The sequence below is a fragment of the Streptomyces sp. LS1784 genome (genome assembly GCF_020103755.1).
Taxonomy (GTDB): Bacteria; Actinomycetota; Actinomycetes; order Streptomycetales; family Streptomycetaceae; genus Kitasatospora.
Genome location: NZ_JAHSQD010000217.1, coordinates 1 through 12,792, shown reverse-complemented (window position 1 = coordinate 12,792; position 12,792 = coordinate 1). Strand labels below are relative to the sequence as shown.

Genomic DNA, 12,792 nt, shown 5'->3' with positions numbered 1-12,792 from the left:
AGCCCGGTGCAGGCGGTGGCCCGCTCCCAGGCCGAGCCGGGTTCGGTACGGAAGCTGGCCGCGGCGAGCGCTGGCAGCCGGTCGGCCGCAGCGCCGGGCAGCACCACCCCGCGCCAGGGCGTCAGCCGCAGCTCACCGGCCGAGGCGGCGACCAGAGTCCGCCACTGTCCGGCGCTCGCCCGGCCGAAGCGCAGTCCCACCGAGAGCCCGCCGGGCAGCGTGCCGACGGCGGGCGCGGTACCGGCGAAGTCGGGCAGCGGCACCGAGCCGGCCGGCGTCAGTTCGGGGACCTCGCGCAGGTGCCAGGCCCGGCGTCCGTTCGTCCGCAGTGCCGTCAGGAAGGAGCGGGCCGCGTCCAGCACGGCCGTGACCTCCTGCCCGGCCTCGACCGGGTGTCCGCGCCCGTCGCGCCCGAGGCGCAGCAGCCCGGTACCGTCCGGGCCTGCGATCAATGTCACATCCGCGTCGAGCGCGGCGACGTCGCCCCGCCCGTCGTCCAGCGCGAACAGGAACTTGCCGGAGAGCCCGGCCGCCCAGCCGCTCGCGCACAGCCGTGCGTCCAACTCCCGCACCCAGGCCTGCACATCGGCGGCGCCGGGGGTGCCGCCGGCGGCGTCGAGTCCCGCCGTCGGCGAGGCGACGATGTTGCGGACCCGCTCGTGGGTGTCCGAGGGCAGCAGCCCGACGGCGCGCAGCCGGTCGGCGAGCTCGGCCGCGCAGTGCGAGGCCAGGCCGCGCAGCTGGACGTTGCCGCGCGAGGTGGTCTCCAGCTCGCCGTCGCCGAGGGCTTCGGCCGCCTCGGCCAGCGCGAGTGCCTGATGGCCAGTCAACAGGCCGCCGGGGAGGCGGATCCGGGCCAGGGCGCCGTCGTCGGCCGCATGCAGACGAAGCGCTCCGGGGCAGGCGTCCGCACGCCCCCGGTCGGGCACCTCCCGGTCGGGTCCTGCGGCGCCCGGCGCGGCGGCGGCGGGTGTCGGTGGCATGGCGGCGAGCATACAGATGATCCGATCGCTTGCCTCCGTCCGCTGCATCACACCCCGGCCCGGCAGGCCGCCCCGCTTGCCGGACGTCCGAAAGCTCACCCTCCCCCAGGTCAGCCGCACCCCGTACGATGCTGGCGGGCGGTCCCCGTGGGCCGCCCGCACGCCAGCGACGGCGCAGGGGAGGAAACCGGTGCGAACCCGGTGCGGTCCCGCCACTGTGACCGCGGCTCACCGGTAGACCGGTCGGCCGCGGGAGCCAGGAACTCCTGCCGTCCTCCACCGGCCCGGGGCGCGGACCCCGAGGAAGGCAGAAATGTTCCAGCGCTGTCGCATGCCCGCGCCCGCGTCCCCGGCCGCCATCACGGCCGGTCCGGCCGCCGCCACGACCACCCCGGTCGACCGCGCGGCCGTCCCGGCCACCACAGCGGCCGACCCGGCCCAGATCCCGGCCACCCTGGCCACCGACGAGGCCGGGAGGGCCTTCGCATGATCCTGCTGCTGTCGACGTCCGACACCGACCTGCTCAGCGCCCGTGCCTCCGAGGGCCCGGTGCGCTACCGGCTCGGCAACCCGGCCCGGCTCACCCCCGAGGACCTGCCCGCGCTGCTGGAGGGAACCGAGCTCGTCGTGGTCCGCCTGCTCGGCGGGCGCCGCGCCTGGCAGGAGGGCCTGGACACGCTGCTGGCCGGCCCCCGCCCGGTGGTGGTGCTGACGGGTGAGCAGGCCCCCGACGCCCAGCTGATGGAGCTGTCCACCGTCCCGGCCGGCATCGCCGCCGAGGCGCACGCCTACCTGGCCCACGGCGGCGCGGCCAACCTGGCCGAGCTGGGCGCCTTCCTCTCCGACACCGTGCTGCTGACCGGCCACGGCTTCGCCCCGCCCGCCTCCGCCCCGGCCTGGGGCCCCCTGGAGCGCGAGGCCCGTACGTCCGAGGGTCCGACGGTCGCGGTGCTCTACTACCGCGCCCACCACATGAGCGGCAACACCGCCTTCGTGGAGACGCTCTGCCGGGCCGTCGAGGACCAGGGCGCCCGGGCCCGGGCCTACTACTGCGCCTCGCTGCGCGGCGCCGAGCCCGAGCTGCTGGCCGCGCTCGGCGAGGCGGACGCGATCGTCACCACGGTGCTCGCCGCCGGCGGCACCCGCCCGGCCGACGCCCAGGCCGGCGGGGACGAGGAGGCCTGGGACGCGGGCGCGCTGGCCGCACTCGACCGCCCGATCCTCCAGGCGCTCTGCCTCACCTGGTCGCGCGCCCAGTGGGAGGGCAGCGACGACGGTCTTTCCCCGCTGGACACCGCCACCCAGATCGCCGTCCCGGAGTTCGACGGCCGCCTGATCACCGTCCCGTTCTCCTTCAAGGAGCTGGACGAGGACGGCCTCACCGTCTACGCCGCCGACCCGGAGCGCGCCGCCCGGGTGGCCGGCACCGCCGTCAGGCACGCCCGGCTGCGGCACGTCCCGGCCGCCGAGCGCCGCCTCGCCCTGGTGCTGTCCGCGTACCCGACCAAGCACTCCCGGGTCGGCAACGCCGTCGGCCTGGACACCCCGGCCAGCGCGGTGCGGCTGCTGGAGCGGCTGCGCGCGGAGGGCATGGACCTCGGCGACGACCTGCCCGGTTTCCACACCGGCACCGAGGACGAGGGGCACGAGGGCGACGCGCTGATCCACGCCCTGATCGCGGCCGGCGGCTACGACCAGGACTGGCTCACCGAGGACCAGCTGGCCCGCAACCCGGTGCGCATCCCCGCCGCCGACTACCGCCGCTGGTACGCCACCCTCCCGCAGGGCCTGCGCGAGCAGGTCGAGGAGCACTGGGGCCCGGCCCCCGGCGAGCTGTACGTCGACCGCTCGCAGAACCCCGACGGCGACATCGTGCTGGCCGCGATCCGCTCCGGGAACCTGCTCGTGCTGATCCAGCCGCCGCGCGGCTTCGGCGAGAACCCGGTCGCCATCTACCACGACCCCGACCTGCCGCCGAGCCACCACTACCTGGCCGCCTACCGCTGGATCGAGGCCGCCCAGGAGGACGGCGGCTTCGGTGCCCACGCCGTGATCCACCTCGGCAAGCACGGAAACCTGGAGTGGCTGCCCGGCAAGACCGCCGCGCTGTCCGCCGAGTGCGGCCCCGACGCCGTCCTCGGTGACCTGCCGCTGATCTACCCCTTCCTGGTCAACGACCCGGGCGAGGGCACCCAGGCCAAGCGCCGCGCCCACGCCACGCTCGTCGACCACCTCGTCCCGCCGATGGCCCGCGCCGACTCCTACGGCGACATCGCGCGCCTGGAGCAGTTGCTGGACGAGCACTCCAACATCGCCGCGATGGACCCGGCCAAGCTGCCGGCCATCCGCGCCCAGATCTGGACCCTGATCCAGGCCGCCAGGCTCGACCACGACCTCGGCCTGGACGAGCGCCCCGAGGACGACGGCTTCGACGACTTCCTGCTGCACGTCGACGGCTGGCTCTGCGAGGTCAAGGACGCCCAGATCCGCGACGGTCTGCACGTGCTCGGCCAGGCGCCGACCGGCACCGACCGGGTCAACATCGTGCTCGCCATCCTGCGCGCCCGGCAGATCTGGGGCGGCGTCAGCGCGCTGCCCGGCCTGCGCGAGGCGCTCGGCCTCGACGAGGCGGCACTGACCCTGGGCGCCACCGACGCGGCCGAGGAGAAGGCCCGCGCCCTGGTCGAGGCCATGGAGGCGGAGGACTGGGCGCCCGAGGCGGTCGACAAGGTCACCGCCGGGCTGCCGGAGGCCGTCCAGGAACCCGTCCGCGAGGTGCTGGCCTTCGCCGCCACCCAGGTGGTGCCGCGGCTGGCCGCCACCACCGACGAGCTGGACGCCGTGCTGCACGCGCTCCAGGGCGGATTCGTCCCGGCCGGCCCGTCCGGCTCGCCGCTGCGCGGCCTGGTCAACGTACTGCCGACCGGCCGCAACTTCTACTCCGTCGACCCGAAGGCCGTCCCCAGCAAGCTCGCCTGGGAGACCGGCCAGGCGCTCGCCACCTCGCTGATCGAGCGCTACCGCTCGGACAACGACGGCGCCTACCCGCCCTCGGTCGGGCTCTCGCTCTGGGGCACCAGCGCGATGCGCACCGCCGGCGACGACATCGCCGAGGCCTTCGCCCTGCTCGGCGTCCGCCCGGTCTGGGACGACGCCTCGCGCCGGGTCACCGGCCTGGAGCCGATCCCGCCGGCCGAGCTGGGCCGCCCGCGCATCGACGTCACGCTGCGCATCTCCGGCTTCTTCCGGGACGCCTTCCCGCACGTGGTCGCCCTGCTGGACGACGCGGTGCGCCTGGCCGCCGCCCAGGAGGAGTCTGCGGAGTCGAACTACGTCCGCGCCCACGTGCAGGCCGACCTCGCGGTGCACGGCGACGAACGCAAGGCCACCGTCCGCGTCTTCGGCTCCCGCCCGGGCACCTACGGCGCGGGCCTGCTCCAGCTGATCGACAGCCGGGACTGGCGCACCGACGCGGACCTGGCCGAGGTGTACACGGTCTGGGGCGGCTACGCGTACGGCCGCGGGCTGGACGGCCGCCCGGCGCGCGAGGAGATGGAGACCGCCTACAAGCGGATCACCGTCGCCGCGAAGAACACGGACACCCGCGAGCACGACATCGCCGACTCGGACGACTACTTCCAGTACCACGGCGGCATGGTGGCCACCGTGCGCGCCCTCACCGGCAAGGCCCCGACCGCCTACATCGGCGACTCGACCCGCCCGGAGACGGTCCGCACCCGCACCCTGACCGAGGAGGCCGCCCGGGTCTTCCGCGCCCGGGTGGTCAACCCACGCTGGATCGAGGCGATGCGCCGCCACGGCTACAAGGGCGCCTTCGAGATGGCCGCGACGGTGGACTACCTGTTCGGCTACGACGCCACCACGGGCGTGGTCGCGGACTGGATGTACGAGAAGCTGACCCAGGAGTACGTCCTCGACCCGGTCAACCGGGAGTTCCTCGCGGGCGCCAACCCGTGGGCGCTGCACGGGATCAGCGAGCGGCTGCTGGAGGCGGCGAGCCGCGGGCTGTGGGAGCAGCCAGACCCGAAGCTGATCGCGCAGCTGCAGGCCGCGTTCCTGGAGACCGAGGGGGACCTGGAGGGCGGCGAGGACTGAGGGCGCGCGGGGCGGGCCAGGGGCAGCCTCCGCAGGCCCGCCCCTGGCCCGCCCGCCGCTCGTGCCCTGCTTGCGCCCGGCCTGCCCTGGATCCGCCGCTGGATCCGCCGCCGGATCGCCAGTTCGACTGAGGCCACTGGTTCCACACGTGGTGTTCCATTCACCCGTTCGGCCGATCGGCGTACTGGTGGTGCGCGCCCTCCCGGCGGACAATACGGATCATGTCGCGTCGCTCCGCTCCCACCAGCCCGGCCCTGAGCACGCCTGCCACCGAGGAACGGGAGCCGCACGCGCCGCACCGGTACCGCGCGCGGATCGGTGCGCTGGCGGCCGGAGCGGTTCCGGTGCTCGCCTTCCCCGTGCCCGGGCAGGCCTGGCTGGCCTGGGTCGCGCTCGTCCCCGGACTGCTGCTGATGCAGCGGGCACCCTCGGGTCGGGAGGCGGCGGTGCGCGGCTGGTGGTTCGGCACGGGGTTCATCCTGACCGCGATGTACTGGCTGGTCCCGTCCATCGGGCCGGGGCTGCCGGTGCTCGCTGTGCTGTTCGGGGCGCTCCAGGGCGCCGTCGGATACACCGTGCACCGGCTGCTGCGCCCTCAGCTGACCGCCCGCCGGGCACTCCTGGCGCTGCTGGTCGTGCCGGCGGTCTGGGTGACCACCGAGTATGCGCGGTCCTGGCCCGCGCTCGGCGGGCCGTGGGCACTGCTCGGCGCCACCCAGTGGCAGCACCCGGCGATCCTGGGGCTGGCCTCGGCCGGCGGGATCTGGCTGGTCAGCGCGGCGGTGGCGGCGGTGAACACCGGGGTACTGATCGCGCTGACCGCGGTGCGCCGGCGGCCGCGGGCCGTCGCGGCCGGGTCCGTCGTGCTGGTGCTGGTCTCCGGCCCGCTGCTGTTCGCGCTGCGAGAGGCGCCCGCCGGGGACGGGGCCGTGACCGTGGCGCTGGTCCAGCCCGGCATCGTGGAGGACCCGCAGGCCCGGTTCGAGGCGAGCGCGCGGATAACGGCCGGACTGGTCGGACAGCCGGTGGACCTGGTCGTGTGGGGCGAGAGCAGCACCACCGCCGACCTCGACCGCGACCCGGCCGCGCTGGACACCCTGCGCGGACTCGCCGCGACCACCGGCTCCGAGGTCGTCGCCGGGGAGGACGCGCGCAAGGCGGACGGGCGGATCTCCAAGGACGCGGTGCTGGTCTCCCCCACCGGCGTGGTGGACCGATACCGCAAGATCCGGCTGGTGCCGTTCGGCGAGTACATCCCGCTGCGGCCGGTGCTCGGCTGGATCGCCGGGGTCAGCCGGGCCGCGGGCGAGAACCGGGCACCCGGCACGTCCTTCCATGTGTTGCCCACCACCGACCGGGCGGGCGCGCCACTGCCGGTCGGGGCGCTGATCTGCTTCGAGTCGGCCTTCCCCGACATGTCCCGCACCGCCGCCCGGGACGGCGCCCGGGACGGCGCCCGGGTGCTGGTCTACCAGTCCTCGACCTCGACCTTCCAGCGCACCTGGGCCCCCGAACAGCACGTCTCGCTGGCGGCGATACGGGCCGCCGAGACCGGCCGGCCGGCCGTGCAGGCCTCGCTGACCGGAGTCTCGGCCGCCTTCGACGCCCAGGGCCGGGAGCTCGCCCGGCTCGGTACCGACGGCACCGGCGCGCTGACCGTCCGGCTGCCGCTCACCGCGCCCGGGACGCTGACCTGGTACGACCGGATCGGCGACGTCGTGCCCCTGGGGGCGCTGCTGGTCACCGCGGGGGCGGCGGTGGCGGGGTGGCGCTCGCGAGGCGTCCGGCGCGCCGATCAGCTCTCGCTTCCGGCGGTGTAGACGCCGAACGCGGCGCCCTGGGGGTCGCGCAGCACCGCGATCCGCCGGCCGCCCGGCACGCCGGTGGCGGGCATCAGCACGTCCCCGCCGAGCGCCGCAGCCCGGCTGACGGTGTTGTCGGCGTCGGCGACCGCGAAGTACGGCAGCCAGTGCGGCGGCACCTGGGGCGGGAAGCGGTCGTCCATCGTCAGCATGCCGCCGAAGTCCCGGCCGTCCAGGCCCCACTGGGGGTAGTGCTCGGAGGGAGCGACGGACCAGCCGAAGACCTCCGGATAGAAGGAGAGCGCACCGGCCGGGTCGCGGGTGAGCAGTTCCACCCAGCCGAGCGAGCCGGGCTCGTTGAACACCCCGGCGCCCTGGAAGGCGCGGGCCTGCCAGAGGATGAACACCGCGCCGGAGCGGTCGGCGGCCACCGAGAAGCGGCCGAGGTCGACGACGTCGGTGGGGTCCTTCAGGATCCGGCCGCCGGCCTCCTTGATGCTCGCGGCGGTGGCGTCGGCATCGGCGACCGCGATGCAGACCGTCCAGGCGATCGGCTGATCCGGGGCGTAGCGCGGGGTGATGGCGGCGGCCGGGGCGCCCCGGACGAGCACCTGGGTGTAGTCGCCGTCGTCGGGGCGGGCCGCGTCGTCCACCTGCCAGCCGAAGAGTTCGGTGTAGAAGGCCCGGGCGGCGGCCGGGTCGGAGGTGCCCAGCTCGGTCCAGCAGGGGGCGTTGGTGGTCACGGAGGTCTGCTTCATGACGTCTGTCCTCGTAGCTTGCTCGGGAACTCGCGGGTTTTCGGCGCCTCGGCCCCCGCACCTCCTGCCCCAGCATGCGGGACGGGGCGGACCTTGGCGGGCGGTGGTGGGCCGAACGGGGTGAGCGGAGTGGCGGCGCGGCGGCGGGACGGCGGGACGGACGGTGCGGGCGAACAGATGACAGCTGACAGATTTTGAAATCTGTCAGCTGTCAGCTGTCAGCTGTCATCTGTTACCAGTTACCCGATATCTGTCGGCTGTCGGCCGTCGGCCGTCACCCGCGCTCGGTCAGCCCCGCACGGCCCGCGACACCGGGATCCACAGCTCCGCCGCGACATCGGCCGCCCCCGGGACGGGCCTGGCCCGGAGGATCTCCGGACCAGGCCGGGCTTCGTACGGGTTGGACGGGAACCACTGACTGGCCACGTCCCCCCACATCTCCTGCAAGGCCTGCGGGAACGGCCCGGTGTTGGTGAACACCGCCCAGGTGCCGGCCGGGACATCGAGCACGTCCAGGTCCGCCGGAACGGCGACACCCTCGCGCGCCACCACCGCGTGCCAGTAGTCGAGTTCGGACCCCTCCTCGCGGTTCGGTGAGAAGTCGTCGCTGACCGACAGGATCCCGGCCGGGTCGTCCCCGGACAGGGCCGCGATCCGTTCGACCGTCTCCCTGCCGAGCCCCTTGATGAACTCCGCGATCCCCGGGTTGATCCCCAGGTAGATCAGGGTGACCCGCGCCTTCCTGCCGACGATCCGGAAGTCCGGCTTCTCTACGATCCGGTATTCCATACTGCTGCTTCCCTCCACGACGAGTCGGAAGGACATCCGGGGCTGGGAGACGAGCACCGCACCGTCGCGCCGGGCCTCCCCCGGCCCGACTCCGTGCATGGCCCGGAACGCCCGGGCGAACGCCTCCCCCGAGGAGTACCCGTACCGGACCGCGATGTCGAGCAACGTCCGCCCGTCGTCGAGGACTTCGGCCCCGGCGACGGTGAGCCGCCGGCGCCGGACGTACTCCGACAACGGCATCCCGGCGAGCATCGAGAACAGCCGCCGGAAGTGGTACTCCGACGTCATCGCGATCCGTGCCAGCTCGGCCACGTCGACCTCGCGGTCCAGATCCCGTTCGATCCGGTCCATCGCCCGGTTCAGGTGCTCCAGCACGCCAACCCCGCCCTTCCCTTACTGACCTTCACCGTAGGAAGGACCCACCCTGCCGCACCCGACAATCGGTGCCCGCTCCGGTCGGGTGGCGATCGCCGGGTGACGGCCGTCGGCGGCGGGGATCAGCGCCCGATTCAGCGCCCCCGATTCAGTGACCCTGAATCACCGGCCCTGAAGCAGCGAGTCTGTTTCAGCCGCTCAGATCAGGCCCTGGGCCAGCATCGCGTCCGCGACCAGCTCGAAGCCGGCAATGTTCGCGCCGACCACGTAGTTGCCCGGGTGGCCGTAGCGCTCGGCGGTGGTGAAGCAGGAGTCGTGGATGTGCTTCATGATCCCGGCCAGCCGCTCCTCGGTGTGCTCGAAGGTCCAGGAGTCGCGCGAGGCGTTCTGCTGCATCTCCAGCGCGCTGGTCGCGACGCCGCCCGCGTTCGCCGCCTTGCCCGGGCCGAAGGCCACCCCGGCCTCCTGGAACACCCGCACCGCCTCCGGGGTGGTGGGCATGTTCGCGCCCTCGGCGACGGCCAGCACCCCGTTGCGCACCAGGGCCAGTGCGTCGGCCTCGGTCAGCTCGTTCTGGGTGGCGCAGGGCAGCGCGACGTCGCAGGACACGCTCCACACGCCCGGGCCCTCGACGAACTTGACGTGGCCGCCGCGCAGTCGGGCGTAGTCGGAGACCCGGCCGCGCCGGACCTCCTTGACCTCCTTGAGCAGGTCGAGGTCGACGCCCTTCTCGTCCACCACGTAGCCGGAGGAGTCGGAGCAGGTGAGCACGGTCGCACCGAGCTGCTGCGCCTTCTCGATCGCGTAGACCGCGACGTTGCCGGACCCGGAGACGACCACCCGGCGACCGTCCAGGCTCTCGCCACGGCTGTGCAGCATCTCGGAGGTGAACATGACGCAGCCGTAGCCGGTGGCCTCGGTACGCACCTGCGCACCGCCCCAGCCGAGGCCCTTTCCGGTGAGCACACCACTCTCGTACCGGTTGGTGATCCGCTTGTACTGGCCGAAGAGGTAGCCGATCTCCCGGCCGCCGACGCCGATGTCCCCGGCCGGCACGTCGGTGTACTCGCCGAGGTGCCGGTACAGCTCGGTCATGAAGGACTGGCAGAACCGCATGATCTCGGCATTCGAACGACCCTTGGGGTCGAAGTCGGAGCCGCCCTTGCCGCCACCGATGGGCAGACCGGTGAGCGCGTTCTTGAAGATCTGCTCGAAACCGAGGAACTTGACGATCCCGAGGTTCACCGAGGGGTGGAAGCGCAGCCCGCCCTTGTACGGGCCGAGGGCGCTGCTGAACTCCACCCGGAAGCCGCGGTTGACGTGGATGTCGCCGGAGTCGTCCGTCCACGGCACCCGGAACATCAGCTGCCGCTCGGGCTCGCAGATCCGCTCGATGATCCGGGCGTCGAGGAGTTCGGGGCGGTGGGCGAGCATCGGCGCCAGGGTCTCCAGCACCTCGTGGACGGCCTGGTGGAACTCGTCCTCGCCCCGGTTGCGGCGGACCACGTCCGCGTAGAGCGCCTCTATCGCGCGCTGCTCGGCGTCGAAGGAGGAGGGGGAGACGGAGGAGACGGAGGATGCGGGGGTGACAGGGCTGGCGGGGGTCGTCGGCATCTGGTCAGGACCCTTCCGTGGTCGTCGATGGGCTTGCGCAGCGTTCCCGTGGGTCGGGGGGACGTGCCCAGGAAACGGGGGAAGTCTCGCAGTGTCCACACCGCGGTTCCCGCACCATCCACATGCTGGAAGACCCTGCGGGAACAGGCGGGGCTGATGGGGTGTTGTGCGCCTCCGCGGTCGAGTCCGGCAACACCAGACCCCTAGTTGTTCAAATTGGAACTACCTAGTACGGTCGACCTCCGATCCACCACGATCCATCCGGGTCCGATCGGCTCCGCCCCGGTCCGCGCCATCTCGGCCCGGTCCGCCCCGGTCCGATCCACCCCGGTACGCCCCGGTCCATCCCCGATCCACGGAGACCCACCCATGCCGCAGCCCGGCTCCGCCACGGTGCGCTCGCGTGTGCGCATCCCGCTGACCTTCCCCGACGGCTACCGCGCCGAGGCGGAGGTCTTCACCTTCCACGACCTCGCCGACGGCGCCGAGCACCTGGCGCTCGCCCTCGGCTCGGTCCCCGAGGGCGGGACGCCGCTGGTGCGGCTGCACTCCGAGTGCCTGACCGGCGACGTCTTCGGCTCGGACCGCTGCGACTGCGGGCCGCAGCTGCGCGAGTCGGTGGAGCGGATCAGCAAGGCCGGCGGGTACCTGCTCTACCTGCGGCAGGAGGGCCGTGGCATCGGGCTCTACAACAAGCTGGACGCCTACGCCCTCCAGGACTCCGGCCTGGACACGTACGACGCCAACACCGCGCTGGGCCTGCCCGAGGACGGCCGGGACTACACCGCGGCCGCCCAGATGCTCACCGCGCTCGGCGCGACCGGCATCGACCTGCTGAGCAACAACCCGGACAAGGCGGCACAGCTGGCCGAGCTGGGGATCATCGTGCGGCACCGGGTGCCGACGGGCGTGCACCTGTCGGCGAGCAACGTCCGTTACCTGCGGGCGAAGGTGGAGCGGACGGGGCACTCGATCGAGCTCTCCCGGCTGGTCGGCTGAGCGCGCCGGACAGGCGGCAGCGGACAGCCGACGGAGCTCCGGCGACGGACGACAGATAACAGCTGACAGATTTCGAAATCTGTCAGCTGTCAGCTGTTATCTGTCAGCTGTCGTCCGTCAGCCGTCAGCCGTTCGCTGCCATCCGTCAGCGGCCGTCCGTCACCTGCGCCCCCGCCCGCCCCGGACCGTCCGCAGTCCCGCGTACGCCGCCAGCGGCAGGGCCACCAGCAGTGCGGCCCAGAACGCCCCGTGGCCCCACAGCCCCGCGATCGCCCGGAACGGCCCCTCGAACACCGGAATCCGCAGCGCCTCGACCGGCCCCAGCGGCCCGGGCCACGCGCCCAGGAACAGGGTGGCCGGCACCCAGAGCGCGAACAGCCCCCGGGCGGTGGTCGGCGTCCCCAGGGTGCTCACCAGCGACACCACCGCCAGCAGCAGGACGAACCCTGCCTGGTAGGCCGCACCGGTCTGCCCCGTCCCCCAGGAGCCGGGCGTCCGGTGCACCCCGGTGGCCGCGAGCCGCACCTCGACCGCCGCCCACAGCAGCAGCACCAGCACCGCCGTCGTCCCGAGCGCGAACCGCACCCGGTCGCGCGCGCCCGCACCGCCCGTCCGCCACTGCCCGGACGGCGCGCTCCGCACCCGCTCGGCAGTGGTGGCCCCGGACGACCGCGCCGCGCTGCGCGCGTCCAGCCGCCGCCAGGCCTCCCGGACCTGCTTGCGGGCCTCATGAGCGGGCTTCAGCAGCCGGCTGGACACCCGTTCGATCAGCATGAGCGAGACCACGACCGCGACCACCGCCGCGATGCCGGCCCAGCTCCCCATCCCGCCTTCGAACACGACCACCCGGTCGGCCACCGACTGCGGCGTCTCCAGTGCCGTCATCGGTGGCCCGAGCCGCAGGTAACCGATGGCCAGGGCCCCGGCCCCGGTCAGCAGCGCCGTACCGATGCCCACCCGGGCGGGGAAGAACGCGATCACGGCGGCCGCGACGAACCCCGCGCCGAGCTGTCCGACCACCTGCCGGGCCGCGTGGTCGCCGGCCTTCCGCAGGTGGCCGCCGAAGGCACCGGTGGGCGAGAGGTCGAGCTTCTCCCCCGCCTCGATCGGGTAGCGGAGCACCGCCCCCGCCCACAGCAGCAGCCCGAAGGCGAGGAGCAGCAGCAGGACCGCCCCGGCCCGGCGCGGAAGGCCGGTGCGGGCGTGCGGCCACCAGGCGGCCAGTCGGCCCCGCCAGTCCACCGGCGGCCGCCGACGCCGGTTTCGCCACAGCCGGGTCAGCCGTCCTTCCCGGCGCACCTCGGCCTCCGGCTCGGGCCGCTCGGGCCGTCCCCGTCCACGCCTGCGCAGGGCCTC

At 73.8% G+C, this 12,792-nt stretch carries 8 protein-coding genes, 1 pseudogene and 1 riboswitch; of the genes and pseudogenes, 4 read left to right on the top strand and 5 right to left on the bottom strand.

What is annotated here, in order from left to right; genetic code table 11:
• Positions 1-983 (bottom strand): annotated as a pseudogene (locus KS423_RS23620) (hypothetical protein); the annotation flags it as partial.
• 180 nt (positions 984-1,163) lie between these two features.
• A riboswitch (cobalamin riboswitch) is annotated at positions 1,164-1,249 on the top strand.
• Positions 1,250-1,314: 65 nt separating this feature from the next.
• On the opposite strand from KS423_RS23620, the gene KS423_RS23615 reads away from it, so the two are divergent.
• From KS423_RS23615 to lnt, 3 genes are all read left to right on the top strand, one after another.
• Positions 1,315-1,473 (top strand): hypothetical protein, encoded by a 159-nt coding sequence (locus KS423_RS23615; protein ID WP_224281642.1) that lies wholly within the window; start codon positions 1,315-1,317, stop codon positions 1,471-1,473.
• Positions 1,470-5,099 carry a cobaltochelatase subunit CobN gene (gene cobN, locus KS423_RS23610; protein WP_224281640.1) on the top strand — a complete coding sequence of 1,210 codons (3,630 nt, stop codon included), beginning with the start codon at positions 1,470-1,472 and terminating at the stop codon, positions 5,097-5,099. Before KS423_RS23615 ends, cobN begins: the two co-directional genes overlap by 4 nt.
• A gap of 221 nt (positions 5,100-5,320) precedes the next feature.
• On the top strand, positions 5,321-6,919 hold the full coding sequence (lnt, locus tag KS423_RS23605) for an apolipoprotein N-acyltransferase (RefSeq protein ID WP_224281639.1): 1,599 nt from the start codon (positions 5,321-5,323) through the stop codon (positions 6,917-6,919).
• On the opposite strand, the gene KS423_RS23600 is transcribed toward lnt, so the two are convergent.
• The 3 genes from KS423_RS23600 to gdhA all read right to left on the bottom strand — a co-directional run bounded on the left by KS423_RS23600 (position 6,895) and on the right by gdhA (position 10,437).
• Positions 6,895-7,659: a VOC family protein gene (locus KS423_RS23600; protein ID WP_224281638.1), complete on the bottom strand. Its 765-nt coding sequence runs from the start codon at positions 7,657-7,659 to the stop codon at positions 6,895-6,897. The two genes, lnt and KS423_RS23600, sit on opposite strands and share 25 nt — an antisense overlap.
• 288 nt (positions 7,660-7,947) lie before the next feature.
• The gene (locus tag KS423_RS23595; RefSeq protein ID WP_224281637.1) at positions 7,948-8,823 is read right to left on the bottom strand and encodes an AraC family transcriptional regulator; all 876 of its coding nucleotides are present in this window, start codon (positions 8,821-8,823) and stop codon (positions 7,948-7,950) included.
• Between the two features lie 198 nt (positions 8,824-9,021).
• A complete protein-coding gene (gene gdhA / locus KS423_RS23590) occupies positions 9,022-10,437 on the bottom strand; it encodes an NADP-specific glutamate dehydrogenase (RefSeq protein ID WP_224281636.1) in 1,416 nt (471 codons plus the stop codon).
• Between the two features lie 369 nt (positions 10,438-10,806).
• On the opposite strand from gdhA, the gene ribA reads away from it, so the two are divergent.
• Positions 10,807-11,436 carry a GTP cyclohydrolase II gene (gene ribA, locus KS423_RS23585; RefSeq protein ID WP_224281635.1) on the top strand — a complete coding sequence of 210 codons (630 nt, stop codon included), beginning with the start codon at positions 10,807-10,809 and terminating at the stop codon, positions 11,434-11,436.
• Between the two features lie 159 nt (positions 11,437-11,595).
• On the opposite strand, the gene KS423_RS23580 is transcribed toward ribA, so the two are convergent.
• A partial coding sequence (locus KS423_RS23580; RefSeq protein ID WP_224281634.1) for a hypothetical protein occupies positions 11,596-12,792 on the bottom strand: 1,197 nt, incomplete at its 5' end.